Genomic DNA, 19,749 nt, shown 5'->3' on the forward strand with positions numbered 1-19,749 from the left:
CTTTCTGCGCTCATGATATGCCTCCCGGTAGTTTAAACGGACCAGTGAAGCTTACCATAGCGCGGACATCTGAATTGAGCCACAGGCGGACATTACTATTGAGCCATTACAATCAAAGTGCGCATAATGTATATTATGTTAAATTGCGTATAGTGCCCAATAACTTCATATTTGACAGCGGCCTCTTAACAAATCAACACGGTACTTATTTATGACTGACATCCCTTTTCTTGCGTTATGTTCATAGTACATGTTCGCCCTATCATCAGATATTCAAACTCCTACCTTAATGGACAATGCTTCCTGAAGATGAACTTTCACCGGACCAGAAACTGGCGGTTATGTATGTTTCATACTTTCCTCCAGTTTCAGGGAAATTAAAGCTACACAGGCAGATTTTGTCTCACAGAACACCCAGTATCACTTTGACAGGAAATCACGAAGGTAAAATCTCAATCGTGGCCGCTCTGGCGCGTGTCCCTGTCATTGCTGAAACATAGCTGCTGCTGGAGTACTTTTTCTGATAAGCCTGATCAATTTTACTTTCAAGCTCAGGGTCTGATGGTTTTGCGAACAGGACGTCGAACTCCTGTCCAATAGCCAGTATCTTACCCGCCTGCTGGGACAATGCAGCCTGATACCATTTTGAACGGGTACCACTATAGGCTCGGACGAAAAGTCTGTTCTCCACCTTCACTTCCCAAATCCACGTCGGCGTACCGGTCGTATTCATATCGGGATGATACGGAGCGATTTTCAGGTCGTCGGCCGCATCTATTCTTGTTAATAATTCAGGGTTCCAGAACATAAACTTCTCCTCTTTCAAGAGCAGTGTCTGTCGTTTGTCGCACAGACACTGCATCTGAAAGCACCGGACGGTGCTATGGCTTACTTATTAAGATTTTTGTTAAAAAATGCAGTGATGTTATCGAACGGGATCTTATCCATACGATCATATAAATCGACATGTGTGGCATCTTTAACAATCAGAAGCTCTTTTGGTTGATTTGCCGCTTCATAAGCCGTTTTAGAGAAGTAAAGCGAATGCGCTTTTTCGCCATGGATGAACAGGATCGGACGCGGAGAAATTTCCTTGATATAGGTCATGAGCGGGAAATTCATGAAGGCCATCGGCGTTGTCACCGACCATGAATTGCCAGAGTTGACGGCTCGTGGATGATAACCGCGTTTGGTCATGTAGTAATCCGCATAGTCCACGAGGAACTGTGCTTCCCCGCCCTTCAGTTTATTATAGGCTGGCTGGTATGCAGGCTTGCCGTTTGCCGCATCTTCCCAGCGCTGTTGGCTCATCTTCTCAAGCGCCTGTTCGCGTTGCTCCGGCGTTACGCTGTCATTGTAGCCTTTCGACATCACGCGGCTCATATCATACATGGTGCTGGCAACTACAGCTTTTACGCGTTTATCCACGGCAACAGCGTTGAGGGCAATCCCACCCATGCCGCAGATACCAATGACACCGATACGTTCACGATCCACATAAGGTTGCAGTCCAATGAAATCGACTGCGGCCATAAAGTCTTCGGTATTGATATCAGGTGAGGCGATATTGCGGGGTTCACCACTGCTTTCACCGGTATAAGACGAATCAAATGCCAGCGTCACGAATCCGCGCTCGGCTAAGGTCTGAGCATAGAGACCTGAGGCCTGCTCTTTTACCGCGCCAAAAGGCCCGGAAATCACAAGCGCAGCAAGCTTCTTGTTTCCGCGATCTTTAGGTAGATACATATCTGCGGCCAGTGTAATGCCGTAACGGTTTTTAAAAGTAACTTTTTGATGATCCACTTTATCGCTCCTTGGGAAAGTTTTATCCCACGTCTGAACCAGACGGACAGAAGAATCTGCTGTGCCTGGTGCCGGCTGGGCGACCGCAGCTTCTGTTGAAATCAGAGCCATCGCTCCGGCGATGAGTGCGCGATTAAAAAAGCGCGTTGAAGATTTTAGCGTCATGATATTAAAACCTTTCATTGGATGTTGAGGGATAGTTTCAGACAGCATGCATGAGTATTTCAGTTACAACTCTCTTTTCCGGAACCGAATTCGATTCGGGTTGGGTTGTAGAAAGTAAACTCTTTCACGTATGTCTCCTCCGGATAACCTGTCTGACAGTTAAAAATGGCTTTAACCTGAACGGTTTAAATTGGCTCGCGGTGAACCCTGACTTACAGGACACTGCCTCATTTCAGTGTTGTTATTTTGAGTGTCTTTAATGAAAGGTGTTATTAAAATACTCTGCATTATTTGCCTGATCCTCTGAACCTGATCTCAAAGCGTATATTTCAATTTTCATCGCTGCTAAGTTGTTAACGTCAAAAGCCGCAATAAACGTGAGGTATTACAGAATGATTTCTGACAAGACGGTTGAAAAACGACTCGGCGTGCTTTCCCGCGATATTGCTCAGCGCACTCCGGGCACCGGTGATTTCCCAACAGCGGTAGAAGGACTCGAACTGTTCCGCCGAAACGAACCCGCTCCTCCGGTGAGCTGCCTGGTCCCTCCCAGTATCGTTCTGGTGGCCGATGGCGCGAAGATCATGTGGGTTGGTGGTGAACCTTACGAATACAATGCGGAAAAATTCCTGATCACCTCCCTTGACCTGCCAGCCAGCTCGGAGGTTTTACAGGCTTCGACATCCCGGCCCTGCGTCGGCGTAGCCTATAAACTTGACCAGCGTGTGCTGATGGAATTAATTGCCCAGGGAAGCCTGCCGCCGGTCAAAAAACGAGACGCGGGAACGGGTGTCGGTATAGGAACGGTTACTAATGTTTTGCTGGAACCTTTCTGCCGTCTGCTTTCTTTGCTTGACGAGCCTGAAGCCATTCCTGTTCTCGGGCCGCTGATTCAAAGGGAGATACATTACCGGCTTTTGATGAGCGATCAGTCCGATCATCTCAGACAGATTGCAGCAGTAGACGGCCATGGCTACCGTATCGGTAAAGCTATCGACTGGTTAAAAACCAATATTGCGTCACCTTTACGCGTAGAGGAACTGGCAAGTCGGGTGCAAATGAGCACGCCCTCTTTTCACCAACACTTCAGGCAGCTTGCGGGAATGAGCCCGCTCCGGTATCAGAAATGGCTGCGCCTCAATGAAGCCAGGCGACTGATGCTGAATGAACATTACGATGTCACCACAGCAGCCTATGCTGTCGGTTACGAAAGCTTATCCCATTTCAGCCGGGAATATACGCGGATGTTCGGGGAGTCACCCAAGAGGGATATTACTGTGCTGAGAAAGTCAGCTGGTAAGCTTCAATAAATTCTCCACAGCCACAAGTGAAATCGGTAGTGAATTATATTACTTCCGCCCGGAGTGGCCGCTTCGAAATAAAGCTAAGAGGCATTACGGTAGCGTAATATCGAGATAACTTCAGCAAGGGCGGGTGACAGTTGATGACGGCTGGAGTAATAAAGATGATAACCTTACAAAGCGGATTGGTGTTGTTATTGGTGGATTCGGTATTCTCATGCCGACGAACGACGTGTCCAAAAACTTCCCGACGGAACAGCTATGGCGTTGTTCATAAAACTCCTCCGGCACGTTTGCGTCGCTCTCGATCGTCGTTGGGATCAATAACCGAACGTACGTCGGCGACACGAGGACCGCACCAGGTCTTCCGGCGCGGTTAACAACATGTTTCGCTTCTGGTTGCCTATCTGCCAGATAATGCCGACTCACTCAATTTTAACCGTTCCCGGCAAACCGCACGCCGCACTTTCTCCGCCCTAAAATGTCCATGTCACTGCTGCTGTCAGTGCCGCCTCGTTACGTCGTAACACGATCGGGCTTTGATTGGCATGCTCCCCAAGCCAGGTATAGTCAGCGCTCAGGAGCGTGCCCCAGTGGGCATCAAACTGGTGACTCCAGGTCAGACTGTTGTCTATGCCATAAAATCCCCCCGGTGCTGAATAGCGGCTATAACCTGAGCGCTGGCTCTGCTGCGGATCCACCCCATACCAGGTATTCAGGTAACGGTTGTCGCCAAACAGGGCCGCCGTCTGAAAAGCGACCGTGTCCTGGTCAGTTTGTACAGGGAGCAACGTCAAGGATGCCTGGTAGCTTACCCCCTGGCTGTCCGTTAAAGGCAGCGTCGCTTTGCCTTCAACACTGAGCCACGAAAGCGCCTGCCAGCCAACGGCAAGGGCCGTATTCAGTGAGACGTCAATGTCTCCCATCCCTTTCAGATTATTTGCCCCTGCCCGCCAGCTGGCGTTTTTATCCCTCCTTCCCAGATCGTATCCCAGCGTATGTTCGACGTACCAGCCGCTGGCGTTCTGCAGGTCATACCCTACCCCTTTCTGCGTATCAATAAAGAAAGCGCCGTTACGACCCTGAAGCACCGGAACCACCTGCCATACCTGCTTGTCTGAACCTGAGTATCGCGGAGCGTAGCGTCCTCCCAGCCCGATAGTGAAAGAGCCGGAAGAGGCGTCATCATTTGCCTGTACACAGGATGTGATGGCCGTCAAAAGCGGTACGGTCATATACAGGGCTTTTTTTATCGCTATCATACTGTTCTCCTCACGGATGCTGGTTTCTCCTGAGGCAGGAGCTGCCACAAAATGTTGGCGCAGTATGATTTGGCAAAATCAATGAATCGTCGGGATAGTGTTAAGAATCGGTCAAGGTGAACGGATGTTGTCCAGAAGAGTGCTGATTATTGAAGATGACGCCGATGCGGCTGGCGTGCTCGAAGCCTACTTACGCCGTGAAAATTACGATGTCGTCATTACCGGAGATGGGCTTTCCGGGCTGGATATGGCGCACCGGTGGAAACCCGATCTGATCCTGCTGGATGTGATGCTTCCGGGGCTTAACGGCACCGAAGTCCTGGCTGGCCTGCGTCGTAAAAATGATGTTCCGGTGATCATGGTCACCGCCATGGGAGATACTCCCGATCGTATTGGCGCTCTGCGCTATGGCGCTGATGATTATGTTGTTAAGCCTTACCATCCGGGAGAAGTTGTGGCCCGGGTGCAGGCGGTATTGCGTCGCAGCAATAAAACGGAAACAAAGGAAGAGATCCTTCGCTGGCAATCACTTGAAGTGGATGTTACGGCCATCGTGGCGAGTATTGTCGCCGGGAACAGCACACCGCGGACGTTGGACCTCACCCCAACCGAATTTTCGCTACTGACCACGCTTATGCGCTCTCCTTCACGACCTTTTTCCCGCCAGCATTTACTGGAACACTGTTTGCCGGAAAGTGAAGCCCTGGAGCGCGTGGTGGATACCCATATTTATAACCTGCGTAAAAAACTCGAAGCGGCGGGTATTTCCGGCGTGCTGGTTAACGTTCGCGGCGTAGGCTACAGGTTCAGACAACCATGACAAAAAACCGCTACTCCTCCCTGTGGCGCTGGATTTGCGCACGTATATTAGCGCTGGCCATCGGAAGCGTAATTGTCATAGCGACCTGTATGTGGCTACGTTATGCGGTGCAGAATTACTGGATCATGGGCAGAATGCCGGCATCGGTCCGACAAGAGTTTCTTGCGCTCAGCCAGAACCCGCAGGCGGACCCGGCGCGCTTCCATCAAATCGTCGATACCTGGTGGGGGTTGAGTTATTCAACACCCTCCATCGCCTCGGCGGACTGGGTCACCGTGGCGTTACTGGTCCTGGTCATGATCCCTTTTATTGTGGTGATGGGGTTGAGATATGCCAGGCCACTGGCGCTGCAGTTCAGCCGGTTGCGTGATGCGGCAAAGGACGTCGCCGAAGGGCAATTTGGCCGCCAGGCAGAGCTCATCAGGAATGCGCCGGCTGAAATGGTCAGCTTTGCCAGTGACTTTAATACCATGACGGGGAAACTGGCCCGCTATGAAAAAGAGTTACGTACCTCTCATGTGGCCATGGCGCATGAGCTTCGCTCCCCCCTGACTGCCGCTATCGGACGTTTGCAGGGTATGCTGGATGGCGTGTTTGATGCCAGCCCGGAACAACTGGCAATGGTAATGAAACAGCTTCAGCACCTGAATCGCCTGACCGATGAACTTCATCTGCTCTCACTGTCTGATGCCGGGAATCTGGTTCTGGAAAACGAACCCTTTCGTCTGGATGAGCTGCTTAAGGAACGGGCGACATGGATCATGCCCCAGGCTGATGCACATCGTTTTACCATCAGGCTTCATCATTCTCAGGCGTGTCCCTTCAAAGGCGATACGTTCCGTATGGGCCAGGTGTTTACTATCCTTATGGAAAATGCCCTCCGTTACGGGCGTGATGGCGGCCATCTTGATGTCACGCTGCACTACGCCAGCGGGCAATATTACCTCGAATTTCGCGATGACGGCCCGGGGGTATCCCCCCGGTTCCTGCCGGAAATGTTCAACCGTTTTAGCCGGGAGGAGCAGTCGCGTGCCCGCCACTCCGGCGGCAGCGGTCTCGGCTTATCCATCGCTAGCGCGATCTGTCAGGCTCATGGAGGCAGTATCAGCGCGTCGTTACCTGAAACCGGCGGACTCGCAGTCAACATTTTGTTACCCTGGACGTCGTCTGAGATGGAAAATAGCCGCTCTTGATAATACCTTGACAAAACGTCGAATCTTTCTCGACTAAGCGCACATTTAATAACGCCATAACCTTTATGGAGCGGCGTTATGTCAGATGAATTTTTACTCTCCCTCCGCCACAGTCTGCACCATTTGTACGACGTGGCGCGCACCCTTTCCTGGCTGCACTTTCTTCCCCTGACCCTTCTTTCGGTGGTGATTTTTCTGCTGCCCGGATGCGGGGACAACCAGGGTAATACGACTGATCCTGTGCGAACGGTGCGCTACGTTGTTGTTGGCTCAGCGCAAACCCTTCCCGCCCTGGAAAGAACCGGAGAGATCCATGCGCACGATGAAACGATTCTCAGCTTTCGTACCAGCGGCCGGATAGTGACGCGTAGCGTCGATATTGGCGATCGGGTCAATGCAGGGCAACTGCTGGCCACGCTTGAAAATACAACCAATCAGAATCAGCTCGATGGCGCACAGGCTGACTATGAAGGAGCCAAAGCCGCTGCTCAGGTTGCTGCACTTAACGTCAACCGAATGCAAAAGCTCATGCCTACTGGCGCGATTGCCCGCACGCAGCTCGATACCGCCCGCGCAGACTGGCTTGTCGCCCGCGCGCGTTTAAAAAACAGCGAGTCCGCGTTGCGTAATGCCCGCGAAAGCCTTGGCTGGACGCGTCTGATGGCGCCGCAAAGCGGCGTGATCACCGAAGTCAGCGCCTCTGCGGGTCAGGTGGTCAGTGGTGGTCAGTCGGTGTTGACGCTGGCGACCGGTGAAGCCAGCGATGTGGTGTTTGATATCGCTAAACCCGAGGCGATCCCGCCACAGGAGCATGCTGGCTTGCGAGTTTCTCTCCTCAGCGACCCGTCGGTGCAAGCGTCCGCCGCGGTAAGAGATATTAGCCCGCAGGCCAATCCTCAGACCCGCACGTGGCGCGTCAGGGCTACCCTACAAAACCCACCGCTGGCGATGGCGCTGGGCGCCAGCGTTACCGTCACGTTACCCGCAACCGGCCCGCATGGATACGCCCTTCCCGCTTCAGCGCTGAGCCGCGTCGGCGACAAACCGGCGGTTTATGTAATTAACCCACGGTCGCAGGCCCAGCTTCGCGTGGTGGTGCCAGTATACTATACCGCCACCGCGGTTATTATCTCCGGCGGCCTTGAACCAGGCGACCGGGTGATTACCGCCGGCGTGAGTAAATTACGCTCCGGCGAGCCGGTGATTGCCGGGGAGCGCGAATCATGAAACCCGTATTGAATGAGAAATTTAACCTGTCCGCCTGGGCGCTAAATAATCAACAGATGGTCAGTTTCTTCATGCTGCTGATCATGGCTATGGGCGCGTTCTGTTATGAGAAGCTGCCACGTAACGAAGATCCGGCGTTTACGATTAAAACGGCCGTTGTTTCTGCGCAATGGCCCGGGGCATCCGTGACGGATACCACCCGACTGCTGACCGATACGCTGGAAAAAAAGCTGCAGGAAACCCCCTGGCTTGATTATCTCGAAAGTGAAACTCGTGCCGGAAGATCCGTTATTTATGTCAATCTCCGTGACGATACCCCGCCGGAAAAGGTGCCGGATATCTGGTATCAGGTACGTAAGAAAATGCAGGACATTGCCCCATCGTTGCCAGAAGGCGTTCAGGGCCCCGCCGTCGACGACGAATTTGATGACACGTTCGGTACGATTTATGGATTTATACCTGAGGGCTATACCCTGCGGGAGGTCCGGGACCGTGTTGAGACCATTCGCCGGGAACTCATGTCGTTACCGGATATCGGAAAAACCAGCCTGCTGGGTGAGCAGCAGGAACAGATAGTTCTCTCTTTTTCCCCGGCGCGTCTGGCAGGTATGGGGTTGAACATCCAGCAGGTAGCGGATGCCCTCAGAGCACAAAATGCGATTGTCCCGGCAGGTATGATCCGCACCGGACAGGAAAATATGGCGATAAAGGTCAGCGGGGAACTGACTTCTGAAGCGAGCTTACGTGCCGTCACGCTGCGTATTAACGATCGTTACCTTCCGCTGACGGATATTGCCACCGTTAGCCGGGAAAACGCCGAGCCTCCCCAGCCGGTTTACCGGGTCAACGGCAAACCCGCCATCGGGCTGGCTATCTCGATGGCGCCGACGGGTAATATGCTGCGTTTCGGCGCCGCGCTGAATGCCAAAATGCATGCCATCAGCGTCACGCTGCCGCACGGTATTGAGATGGTCAAGGTTGCCGATCAATCAGCGGTGGTCAGCGATGCCGTAAGCGGGTTTATCCGGGTGCTTATCGAAGCCGTGGCGATCGTCCTGGCCGTTTCGTTTGTCTCGCTGGGTTTACGAGCTGGGCTGGTCGTGGCTGCGGCCATCCCACTGGTTCTGGCCATGACCTTTACGGGAATGATGCTGGCAGGAATAGGTCTGCAGCGTATTTCTCTCGGCGCATTGATTATCGCGCTGGGTCTGCTCGTCGATGACGCCATGATCACCGTGGAAACCATGGTCTCTGGTCTGGAAGCCGGGGATTCCCGCCGGCAGGCGGCTACCCGGGCTTTTAAAACGACCGCATTTCCGATGCTGACGGGCACCCTTGTGATGATTGCCGGGTTTATTCCCGTGGGATTTGCTGCGTCCAGCGCCGGTCAATATTGCTTTTCCCTGTTTGCCGTGGTGCTCATCGCCCTGCTGTGCTCATGGGGTGTCGCGATCCTGTTTTCACCGTTAACCGGGACGTGGCTGTTATCTGACAACATCAGACAGAAGTCGAAAGGTCCTGGACGGATGGCCCGCGGATACCAGTGGCTACTGCGCAAGGCGTTACGTTACCGCTTCGCCACCGTGTGTATTGCTCTCATTGCGCTTGGTCTGTCCGTTTACGGAACAACCTTTATGCAGGGGGAGTTTTTCCCCGCCTCCGACAGGCCAGAATTGCTGGTCAGCCTGACGCTACCGGCCAATGCCTCGCAGTCGGAAACGCAAAATAGGGCTGAACAGCTGGAGAAGGCCCTGGCAGGCAACCGCAACGTTGAGCGCTTTTCGACATACGTTGGGTCGGGAGCGATCCGTTTTTACCTGCCTATGGATGTGCTTCTGGCAAATGAAAATATCGCCCAGATGGTGGTGGTGGCTAAAGATCTTAAAGCGCGGGATCGTCTTCATCGACAGTTAAACAGGATACTGGCTACGCGCTTTAGCGACATCATCACTCGCGTATCGCCCCTGGAACTTGGGCCCCCCGTCGGCTGGCCAGTCAAATACCGGGTGAGTGGGCCAGATTATCTGAAGGTCAGGTCGATCGCGAACCGCCTGAGCGAAGTCATTGGCCGGTCACCCTCCTCCCGCGAGGTTAATCAGACGGCAGGCGAACCGGAGAGAGTCATTACCCTCAAGGTCAATCAGACCGCCGCCCGGGCTGCGGGCGTGTCGTCAGAAAGTCTGGCCCGGATGCTCAATACCGTCTGGTCCGGCAGTATAGTCACGTCGGTTCGCGATAATGACCGCCTTGTCGATGTGGTGCTCCGGGCCAGGGACAATGAGCGTCTTAACCTCGCCACCTTCTTTTCGCTGACTATTCAGGGGAATGACGGTAAACAAATCCCCCTCAGCGCCTTTGCCACGCCAGTCTGGGGCGTGGATGATCCGGTTATCTGGCGTCGACAGCGTTTGCCTTTCATCACCGTGCAAACTGACCTCGCCCCGGGACTTCGCGCCGAAGCAGTATCCGCAGCGTTGCGACCAGCGGTAGACAGGTTGCGCGCGGAACTGCCTGAAGGCTACAGCATTGAAGAAGGGGGCGCGGTTGCTGAATCTGAAAAAGGTAATAGTTCGGTCTATGCGGTTCTACCGGTGACACTGGTCATCATGCTCTTGCTGTTGATGCTCCAGTTGCGCAACTATTCCCGTATTGTGTTGGCTATACTGATGGCCCCGTTTGGTTTACCGGGTATCGTGCTGGCTATGTTACCTGGCGGAACACCAATGGGATTTGTCGCTCTGCTTGGCGTGATTGCGCTCGCTGGCATGATCATTCGTAACGCCGTCATACTGATTAGCGAGGTGGATAGCAATCTTGCTCAGGGGATGGCAAGCGATGCCGCCATTATTGCGGCCGCAGAGCATCGTGCGCGCCCCATCTGCCTGACTGCCTGTGCAGCCATTCTGGGAATGATCCCCATTTCTCATCAGGTATTCTGGGGACCGATGGCCTATGCGATTATCGGGGGAGTACTGGTTGCCACGCTGGTTACACTGACCGTTTTACCTGCATCGTTTAGCCTGTTGCTACAGCTGAGAATGACTTCCTCCGGCGAGATTCATGAAAAATGAGTGGCGTGCCGTCGTATCCTCGTCTCAGGGTTCTGCCAGGTTATTCGCTGCAAGATAAAGAACTTGCTCACCTGCTGCTGCAACGCTTGGGTAACAGGAAACCTAATAAAAAGTAAACCTTCCCTGACTATGATTATTTATACTCAGAAAACAGGTCATTAAGAAGGGAAGCCACGCGTTGAAATGGGTAACCTGGTTAAAACGTATCGTGTTGTCCCTGCTGCTGTTGATTGTTGGCGCTCTGGGACTACGCGTTTATGACATTCAGCGCGGGCCCGAACTGCAGCCCTGGCATACCTGGGTTCCGCATGAAATGGGCGCGGATGAAATCGACAATGCTGACTGGAACGATTACCTCAACAAAGAGAATGCGCTCTTCGGTGAGGTAAAACGCCAGGTTTCCGATAAGCTGGACGCTGAACAGCAAACCGAACTGAATCGTTACTACAGTCACAGCCCCATCTATCCGGACTCGTTTCCCACCAACTGGAATCGGTCATATATCATGATGCCGGATGGCAAACCGCAAGGCGCTGTGGTGTTGCTGCATGGCCTGACGGATACACCCTACAGTCTGCGGCATATCGCCGAAAATTACCGGCAACAGGGTTATGTCGCCATCGGTATCAGATTACCGGGCCACGGGACGGTACCCGCCGGGCTGACCGACGTGGACTGGCAGGACTGGCTGGCCGCCACGCGCCTGGCGGTGAGAGAAGCGAAACGACTGACGGGGCATGATGCGCCCCTGCATATCGTCGGATTTTCCAACGGCGGCGCGCTGGCAATGAAGTATTCGCTGGACGCGCTGGATAATGCCGAACTGGCAAAACCCCAGCGGGTGATCCTGATTTCTCCAATGGTCGGTATTACCCGCTTCGCGCGCTTTTCCGGCCTCGCGGGCTGGCCCGCGTTTCTTCCCGCCTTCTCGAAAGCCGCATGGTTAAACATCATGCCTGAGTTTAATCCGTTCAAATATAACTCCTTCCCGACGAACGCCGCCCGTCAGTCGTTTCTGCTGACCAAAGCGCTGCAAAAGCAGATAGTGACGGATTCGAGAAATCATAGGCTTAACAGCTTACCGCCGGTATTGACCTTTCAGTCCGTGGTGGATTCAACGGTCAGTACGCGGGCGATCGTGACAGCGCTGTATAACCGCTTACCGGATAATGGCAGTGAAATTGTCTTGTTCGATTTAAATCATGCGGTCAGGTTTAATTCATTATTACGCCGGACGTCTTACACCGCGCTGGCGCGGTTGCTGCCCGCGGCGCCGCGGGCTTATCAAACCACGATCATCACTAACGCCAATTCCGCCAGTACAGAGATGGAAATTCGCACCACCCGCGCCGGGAAAACAGACACCACGGTGGAAAAGCTGCAGGGAATGCACTATTTACCGGACGTCTACTCTCTTTCGCATGTCGCGCTCCCCTTCCCCTTGAGCGATTCGCTGTACGGGCGCTATCCCCATCCGCTGAATCAATACGGGATCAGCCTTGGCACGTTTGCAGCTCGCGGCGAGCGTTCTGTGCTGGTTGTGGGTCTGGACTCGCTGATGCGCCAGTCTTCCAATCCGTTCTTTCCCTATATGATCAAGCGCATTGACGAAGGGATCGACACTCCCCCGGCGCTCTCCGGAAAATAACTCCCCTCTGGATAAGTGGCCGCCGAGGCCACTTTTTCCTGAGGGCGCTACACTATGCTTTCGCCGACGTCGACAGCCACTGATATATCGAGGACAGGTCCTGCCCGGCAAATCCCGCATCCGCCGCCTGCTGCCACAGTTCGGCGATGTTATCCAGTCCCGGCATGGTGTGCGGCTCGGACAGGGACAAGGCCAGCCGGGCATCTTTCAGCGCATGCGCCAGCTGCATCTGCGGCGCGAATTGCTCATTGGCGATGGCGTCCAGTTTGACTTTGACATACGGCGCCGCCAGCGGGCCGCCCTCCAGGGCGCTCCACAGCTGGTCGGGGGTAAAGCCCAGCGTCTTCGCCAGCTGTGCGCTTTCCGCGATGCCCTGCATCATCGCAATCAGCCAGGCATTGAGGACCAGCTTCATTTTCTGGCTGTTGCCCGCCTCGCCAAACCACTGCGTCCCACGTGAGATAGCGGCAAATACCTGTTCCGCCGGGCCACACTTTTCACGATCTCCGCTGGCGAGCACCAGGATCTGCGCCTTCTCCGCCGGGGCTTTGGTCCCTGAAACCGGGGCATCGACGAAGGTCATCGCCGGCTGACGCTCCCGCAACAAAGCGATAGCCTCCTGGGTCTCCGCCAGGCCGATGGTGCCCATCTGGCAATAGATCGCCTGCGGCTGACAGGCAGGCGCTATTTGCGCCAGTACCTGCAGGGTAGCCTGACCATCGGCGAGCATACTGATGATCACCTCGGCATCGGCCACCGCCTGCTGCGGCGTGGCGTGCAGGGATAATCCCTGCGCCTGTAAATCCTCGCCGCGCGCTGGCGAACGGTTCCAGCCCGCGACGGTAAAGCCCTTCTTCAGCAGATTGCTGGCAAAAGCGTGTCCCATGGCGCCGAGTCCCAGCACCGCGACTTTTGGTAATGTACTCATCTTGTCTGTCCTGATTCGCGTGTTAATAAATGGCGGACGTCTACTATCGCATCTCTGGCACGGATGTCAGTAGCAATAACCGCCATATAAAGTGACACTGTCACTATATGATAGCCACATTTATCGCGGCTCAGGGCTGGCGGAGCCACTCCAGCAAGCGGCGTATCGCTGGCGACAGGCGTTCGTCATCCTGATAGCACAGGCACAGCCGACGCAGCGCCCAGCGATCCTGCAATGTGATAACGGCGAACCGGTAGCGCGGCTGGTAGCGTTCGGCAATAACGCGCGGCAGGATCGCCGCGCCGGCGCCGTGAGCCACCATCTCGCAAAGCCCTTCAAAATGGCTCATCCTGATGCGGACGTTCAGCGCCTGGCCGACTCCGGCGGCCTGCTCTTCGATATGCTGCTGCAGCGCGCTGGTCTGATAGAGCGCGACCAGCGGCTCATGGATGATCGTTGCGAAAGCCACCTCGGCGGCGTCACTCAAGGCATGGGCCGGCGGCACGATCAGCACCAGGGGATCCTCCGCGACGGGCTCCAGGCGCAACGGCCCGGGGGCGACCGCATCGGACACCACCCCGACCTGCGCCACGCCAGCCAGAATGCTGCTGACAATATCTGCGCTGGTGCGCTCTTCGGTGTCGATCTGTATCCCGGGATGCGCGGCCATCCACGTGGCGAGCTTGCCCGGCAGAAAAGCCGACATCGCCGAGGTATTGGCAAACAGGCGCAGCGTGCCCTGCTGACCGCGGGCGAAGGCGTGCATCGCCTGGCGCAGACGCCGCTGCTGCTCTAACAACGGACGAGCATGGCGCGCCAGCACCTCCCCGGCCTCGGTCGTTGTCACCCCCCGGGCATGACGGTGCAGCAGCGGCACACCGACCTCCGCCTCCATTTTGCGCAGCCTTTCGCTGGCGGAGGCCAGCGCCAGATGGGCCGCCGCCGCCCCGCCGGTAATGCTGCCGCTATCCACGATGGCGATAAACAGTCGCAGATCGGCGAGATCCAGTCGCATAACGCCCTCCTTTCCCTTCGGTTTTACCGTAGCCTGCGGGCAACATACCGCATTGTCCACCCGGCGACCAGTTGTTTCAATGGCCTTCTCTGAGCCGATAAGTGAGCCATGATGTTTGATCTTCACACTCTCTGTTTACTGCTGATCTTTATCGCCGCCGGGCTGGTCAAAGGGGTGACCGGCATGGGACTGCCCACCGTGGCGATGGGCCTGCTTGGACTGCTGATGCCGCCACCGGCCGCGGCGGCCCTGCTGGTGCTCCCCTCGCTGTTAACCAATCTCTGGCAGCTGCTGGCAGGCCCCGCGCTGGCGCAGATTGTGCGTCGCCTCTGGTTAATGATGACCGGGATGATTATCGGCACGCTGGCGGGGTCGTCACTGCTCATCCACCTGAACCCGCGGTGGTCGGCGCTGGCGCTGGGCGCCGTGCTGATAGCTTATGCCGGATACGCGCTCCGTGGTCCGGCGGTGCAGGTTTCAGCCCGCGTGGAAAAGCGCCTGTCGCCGCTGATGGGCGGACTGACCGGACTGATCACCGGGGCGACCGGGGTATTCGTTATTCCGGCGGTGCCCTGGCTGCAGGCGCTGGGCTTTCGTCGCGACGAGCTGGTACAGGCCCTGGGACTGTCGTTCACCCTCTCCACTCTGGCGATGGCGGCCGGCCTCTCCCTGCACGCTGGCTGGCGCGCAGAGTCGCTGCTGCTGTCGGCGCTGGCGCTGTTGCCCGCGCTGCTCGGTATGTGGCTGGGACAGCGGATCCGCTCGCGTCTCAGCCCGCAGCGCTTTCGTCAGGGCTTTCTGTTGTTCCTGCTGGCGCTGGGGCTGGAGCTTGTCCTCCGGGGGCTGCTGGGGGGATCGGCCTAGCGGCGGGTAATGTGCTTCACATTGTATTTACTGGTGTTCTGGTAGATCTCTGAGAAATCAACGATCGCCCGGTTCTGGGCGTAGCTGACAGACTGCACCCGTAGCAGGAGGCTGTTAGGCGCCACCTGCAGCAGCTCCGCCTGCTCGCGGGTCGCCAGCACCGGCGTATAGCTGCGGTGGCTCTCGATAATGGTGATATGGCACTCTTTTTTGAAATAGTTGAACTTAGACTGCTCAAGGTTACCCACGCTGAGCCACGGAAAAGCGGCGTACGGAATGTAGCTGTTCTCCACCAGGATCGGGACCTCATCAATCAGGCGCAGCCGCCTGACGTAGTAGACTTTCTCTCCCGGCTGGATCTTTAACTGCTGGGCAATGGCCGGCGGGGCGTCAAGCAACGTGAACTCAATGACCTTATTACGGTAGTTGGTGACCCCCACCACCTGCATCTGGTAGTTAAACCCCTCCAGCTCGCCGCCATGATAGTTACTCTTACGCACAATGCAGGTTCCGCTGCCGTGCCGCCGGGCGATCAGCTTTTCCTCCTCCAGTAGCGCCAGCGCTTTGCGCAGCGTCATCACTGAGACCTGCAGCTCCGCAGCCAGCGCTTTTTCGCTGGGCAGCATATCCCCGACGGCGTAGTCGTCGCTGTTGATACGGGCCTTCAGTTCGGTGGCAATCTTTTTATAAATCACTTTTAGATGTCTCGGTGAGATGGAGGGCGTAGAAAGAAACCACAAATAACGCATTGTATTTATAGATAAAGTTTAACTTTTATGCGAAAAATCAGACGTTAACTCATCTATAAAAATGGCTATATTTATATATCTCTCCTGCAACAATATATATGACTTTCGTCACAGATGGCCATTTTCCTGCTCGGGATCCCGGTGGTCTGCTCCTAGTCTGATAAGCCTATTGATCAGGTGATGACAGCAGGCTATGAAGACGAGAGGACAACCATGATTGGCGTGAAAAAGCTTCAGGACTTTTCCAAGGCGATGATCGGGCCGGTGCTGTATCTGCCGGCTATCGGCCTGTTGATCGCCCTGTTCAGCATGACCACCAACCGGCTGTGGGTGGAGGAAAGCAGCGGGATCTATTTGTTAGGGAAATTCGTCTCCAGCATGCTCTGGGCGCTGATGAACAATCTCGGGTTTCTGTTCTGCCTCGGGCTGGCAAGCGGTCTGGCGAAAACCCGCAAAGCCGAAGCCGCTTTCGTGGCGGCCATGACCTGGCTGGTCTACCTGGCGGCGAACAACAGCTGGCTGACCCTGACCCATCGCCTGGCGACCGGGGCCACCAACGCGCAACTGTATGGCAGCGGACAAACCTATATCTTCGGTTTTCAGGTCATCGATATGGGCGTGTTCCTCGGTATTATCCTTGGCTGCGCTGTCGCCTTTGTTCACAATCGCGTGGTCGGCATCGAATTTCGCGGCGCGCTGTCGATCTACGGCAACAGCAAGCTGGTGCTGATCGTGATGCTGCCGCTGGTGGGCCTGTTTGCTATCGCCACCGTCTATCTCTGGCCGGTGGTGGAGCTGGGCATCTCGGCGCTGACCGGCTTTATGAAATCGTTTGGCGCCATCGGGGTCTTCCTGTACGGCTTTCTCAACCGGTTCCTGATCCCCACCGGGCTGCATCATCTGATCTGGTCGCCGTTTGTCTTTACCTCTATCGGCGGTCAGCTGCTGATTGATGGCCAGACCGTCATTGGCGCCAAGCCTATTTTCCTCGCCGAAATCGCCCGTCATCCCGTTGACGCGCTCAGTGATTCCGCCCGCTTTTTAACCTATGGGATGGTGAAGATTTTTGGCACCGCCGGTATGGCGCTCGCCTTCTACCGCACGGCGAAACCGGAGAATAAACAGCGACTCAAAGTCACGCTGATCCCCTTAATTGTCACCTCAGTGCTGGTGGGGATCACCGAACCGTTTGAGTTTCTCTTTATCTTCACCGCCCCGCTGCTGTGGCTTATCTACTCCCTGCTGGACGGTTTCTTCCAGATGCTGGCCTGGCTGCTTCACGTGCGGGTATGCGCCACTAACGGTCTTATCGATTTTGTCGTCTATAACCTGCCCGCCGGCGCCAGCGTGACGCGCTGGCCGGTATTTGTCCTGCTCGGCCTGCTGGAAACCGCCACCATGTACCTGGTCGGCACCTTCTGCATTACCCGCCTGCGAATGCTTACCCCGGGGCGCGAAGCCGCTGCCGATGCGGCGTCTTCCCCACAGATGGATCAGGCGCATGGCGAGTCTGACAAAGGCGCGCTGGTGATTGCGGGGCTGGGCGGTAAAGAGAATGTTTGTACGGTGGAAAACTGTTTTACCCGTCTGCGGGTCGATGTGCGCGACCCCGCGCTCATCCAGCAGACGCTGTTGAAAGAGAGCGGCGGGAACAGCGTGCTGATTAAAGGCAATCATGTCCAGGTGATCTATGGCCTGGGGGTTAACAAAATTCGAACGGCGGTCAACGCCAGTCTGGGTGTAACTGAATAACGAGGTGGTAAATGAAAGATAACTTTGTGGTCACGATTGCCGGCGGCGGGAGTACCTATACGCCAGGGATTGTCATGATGCTGCTGGAAAATATGGCGCGCTTTCCCCTGCGGGAGATCCGTCTGTACGATAACCATTACGAGCGTCAGAAGACCATTGGCGACGCCTGCGCCATTCTGGTGGCGGAACGCTTCCCGCAGGTAAAATTCAGCTATACCACCGATCCGCAGGCGGCCTTCACCGACGTTGATTTTGTGATGGCGCATATTCGCGTTGGCCTGTATGAGATGCGGGAAAAGGATGAGAAGATCCCGCTGAAATATGGCGTGCCGGGCCAGGAAACCTGTGGGCCGGGGGGGATCGCCTACGGTATGCGCTCGATTGCCGGCGTACTGGAGCTGGTCGATTATATGCAGCAGTACGCCCCGGGGGCGTGGATGCTCAACTACTCCAACCCGGCGGCCATCGTCGCGGAAGCGACCCGTCGCCTGCGTCCCGACGCGCGCATTATCAACATCTGCGATATGCCGGTGGCCATCGAGGGGCTGTTTGCCGACATCCTCGGTCTGCCGTCCCGCAAGGCACTGAACGTCCGTTACTACGGCCTGAATCATTTTGGCTGGTGGACCAGCATCACCGATAAAGCCGGTAACGACCTGATGCCGGCGCTGAAGCGTCACGTGGCGGAGCAGGGTTACAGTAGCCCAAAAGAGGATTTTCAGCATAAGGCGCCGAGCTGGATCGAGACCTTTAAAAAGGTGAAGGATGTGTTTGCCCTTGATCCCCTGACCCTGCCTAACACTTACCTGAAATACTACCTCTACCCTGACTACGAGGTGGCGCACTCTGACCCGGACTTTACGCGGGCCAACGAGGTGATGGCCGGGCGTGAAAAAGAGGTCTTCGATATGGCCCGGGAGATCACCCGTCGCGGCACCGCGGAAGGCGCGCATTTCCATGCCGGGGCCCATGCCACCTTCATCGTCGACCTCGCCTGCGCCATCGCCTTTAACACCCAGGAGCGGATGCTGTTGATCGTGGAAAACAACGGGGCGATCGCCAACTTTGACGAGACGGCGATGGTGGAAGTCCCCTGCCTGGTGGGCGTCAACGGCCCGGAACCGCTGGCGATGGGAAAAATCCCTTCGTTCCAGAAAGGACTGATGGAGCAGCAGGTGGCGGTGGAGAAGCTGGTGGTTGACGCCTGGATCGAGGGCAGCTACCAGAAACTGTGGCAGGCCATCACCCTGTCGAAAACGGTGCCCAGCGCCGCGGTGGCGAAAGCGATCCTCGATGAGCTGATCGTCGCCAACGAAGGTTACTGGCCCGCGCTGCACTGATTTTTTGCCGCAACCCTGCCGGGAGACCTTCTCTCCGCAGGGTTATCAGCGGCACCCGTCCCGCAATGCCTGCCCCATAACCTCCCTCCGCACAGACGCGTCGATGGCCTGCGCTCCCCCCTCCAGACCGACGACCCAGAGTCGCCAGCCACGCTTTTCCCTGATCGGAGTAATGAAATATAAATTCTATTCTTCGATATTATGGCGTAAAAATGTGATCTGCGTTGTATTCTTTGAGTTACATTAACCCACTGAAAACAACATCATTATTACTCAATCGCAAAATTAACCCCCTTTTCATGGGGATATCGCGCTGCATGCCATTGTGATTGGCTTCATGTATTTACCTTCCTGCAACACTGATTTGAAATTAAATTTTCATAATGTGATCTTGTAGCATGCTCGTTCCATTTCTTTGTGCCATATTCTTATCACAGTAAATCGCCGGAACGACAGCAACATGCCGCACCAGGGCGCTGTCCTGCCGACGCACTGAAGACCGCTAACCCCGAAAAGGAGAACGGATATCGACAACATCCATATCACCACCAAGCCGTAAACCTCTTTGACCGCCATTGCTTAGCGTACCCTGCCATGTGCTGAGCAATTAC

15 protein-coding genes are annotated in these 19,749 nt (G+C 55.5%); 9 read left to right on the plus strand and 6 right to left on the minus strand.

Features of this window, described 5'->3' with window-relative positions; translation table 11 throughout:
• Positions 1-436 precede the first annotated feature (436 nt).
• Together AC6CWS_RS13170 and AC6CWS_RS13175 are read right to left on the minus strand one after the other, a co-directional pair.
• Entirely contained in the window at positions 437-808 is a 372-nt protein-coding gene (locus AC6CWS_RS13170) for a DUF2255 family protein (protein ID WP_025999258.1), read from the minus strand.
• A gap of 80 nt (positions 809-888) precedes the next feature.
• The gene (locus tag AC6CWS_RS13175) at positions 889-1,986 is read right to left on the minus strand and encodes an alpha/beta hydrolase (protein ID WP_087776218.1); all 1,098 of its coding nucleotides are present in this window, start codon (positions 1,984-1,986) and stop codon (positions 889-891) included.
• Positions 1,987-2,360: 374 nt separating this feature from the next.
• On the opposite strand from AC6CWS_RS13175, the gene AC6CWS_RS13180 reads away from it, so the two are divergent.
• The gene (locus tag AC6CWS_RS13180) at positions 2,361-3,278 is read left to right on the plus strand and encodes an AraC family transcriptional regulator (protein ID WP_065882438.1); all 918 of its coding nucleotides are present in this window, start codon (positions 2,361-2,363) and stop codon (positions 3,276-3,278) included.
• Between the two features lie 467 nt (positions 3,279-3,745).
• Here the strand turns inward: AC6CWS_RS13180 and AC6CWS_RS13185 are convergent, their stop codons facing one another.
• Positions 3,746-4,531 carry a MipA/OmpV family protein gene (locus AC6CWS_RS13185; protein ID WP_065882435.1) on the minus strand — a complete coding sequence of 262 codons (786 nt, stop codon included), beginning with the start codon at positions 4,529-4,531 and terminating at the stop codon, positions 3,746-3,748.
• A 124-nt stretch (positions 4,532-4,655) separates the two neighbouring features.
• Here AC6CWS_RS13185 and AC6CWS_RS13190 point away from each other — a divergent pair, with 124 nt between their 5' ends.
• From AC6CWS_RS13190 to AC6CWS_RS13210, 5 genes are all read left to right on the plus strand, one after another.
• A complete protein-coding gene (locus AC6CWS_RS13190) occupies positions 4,656-5,351 on the plus strand; it encodes a response regulator (protein WP_065882433.1) in 696 nt (231 codons plus the stop codon).
• Entirely contained in the window at positions 5,348-6,544 is a 1,197-nt protein-coding gene (locus AC6CWS_RS13195; RefSeq protein ID WP_065882431.1) for a sensor histidine kinase, read from the plus strand. The genes AC6CWS_RS13190 and AC6CWS_RS13195 overlap by 4 nt, the downstream gene beginning before the upstream one ends.
• A gap of 78 nt (positions 6,545-6,622) precedes the next feature.
• A complete protein-coding gene (locus tag AC6CWS_RS13200) occupies positions 6,623-7,771 on the plus strand; it encodes an efflux RND transporter periplasmic adaptor subunit (RefSeq protein ID WP_065882426.1) in 1,149 nt (382 codons plus the stop codon).
• On the plus strand, positions 7,768-10,842 hold the full coding sequence (locus AC6CWS_RS13205; protein WP_065882423.1) for an efflux RND transporter permease subunit: 3,075 nt from the start codon (positions 7,768-7,770) through the stop codon (positions 10,840-10,842). Before AC6CWS_RS13200 ends, AC6CWS_RS13205 begins: the two co-directional genes overlap by 4 nt.
• A gap of 178 nt (positions 10,843-11,020) precedes the next feature.
• Complete coding sequence (locus AC6CWS_RS13210; protein ID WP_065882421.1) at positions 11,021-12,490, plus strand: alpha/beta hydrolase; 1,470 nt, start codon at positions 11,021-11,023, stop codon at positions 12,488-12,490.
• A gap of 52 nt (positions 12,491-12,542) precedes the next feature.
• Here AC6CWS_RS13210 and AC6CWS_RS13215 read toward each other — a convergent pair whose 3' ends face one another.
• Together AC6CWS_RS13215 and AC6CWS_RS13220 are read right to left on the minus strand one after the other, a co-directional pair.
• Positions 12,543-13,418, minus strand: coding sequence for an NAD(P)-dependent oxidoreductase (locus AC6CWS_RS13215; RefSeq protein ID WP_044523052.1), 876 nt, complete (start codon positions 13,416-13,418; stop codon positions 12,543-12,545).
• A gap of 130 nt (positions 13,419-13,548) precedes the next feature.
• Positions 13,549-14,433, minus strand: coding sequence for a LysR substrate-binding domain-containing protein (locus AC6CWS_RS13220; RefSeq protein WP_498256404.1), 885 nt, complete (start codon positions 14,431-14,433; stop codon positions 13,549-13,551).
• 111 nt (positions 14,434-14,544) lie between these two features.
• Between AC6CWS_RS13220 and AC6CWS_RS13225 the strand changes: the two genes are divergently transcribed.
• Positions 14,545-15,297: a sulfite exporter TauE/SafE family protein gene (locus tag AC6CWS_RS13225; protein ID WP_032452855.1), complete on the plus strand. Its 753-nt coding sequence runs from the start codon at positions 14,545-14,547 to the stop codon at positions 15,295-15,297.
• Here AC6CWS_RS13225 and AC6CWS_RS13230 read toward each other — a convergent pair.
• Complete coding sequence (locus tag AC6CWS_RS13230; protein ID WP_004205898.1) at positions 15,294-15,992, minus strand: GntR family transcriptional regulator; 699 nt, start codon at positions 15,990-15,992, stop codon at positions 15,294-15,296. The genes AC6CWS_RS13225 and AC6CWS_RS13230 overlap by 4 nt on opposite strands.
• A gap of 267 nt (positions 15,993-16,259) precedes the next feature.
• On the opposite strand from AC6CWS_RS13230, the gene AC6CWS_RS13235 reads away from it, so the two are divergent.
• Entirely contained in the window at positions 16,260-17,798 is a 1,539-nt protein-coding gene (locus AC6CWS_RS13235; protein WP_065882413.1) for a PTS transporter subunit EIIC, read from the plus strand.
• Between the two features lie 11 nt (positions 17,799-17,809).
• Complete coding sequence (locus AC6CWS_RS13240) at positions 17,810-19,138, plus strand: 6-phospho-alpha-glucosidase (protein ID WP_065882411.1); 1,329 nt, start codon at positions 17,810-17,812, stop codon at positions 19,136-19,138.
• Positions 19,139-19,749 lie beyond the last annotated feature (611 nt).

This window comes from Klebsiella sp. M041 (assembly GCF_059759695.1).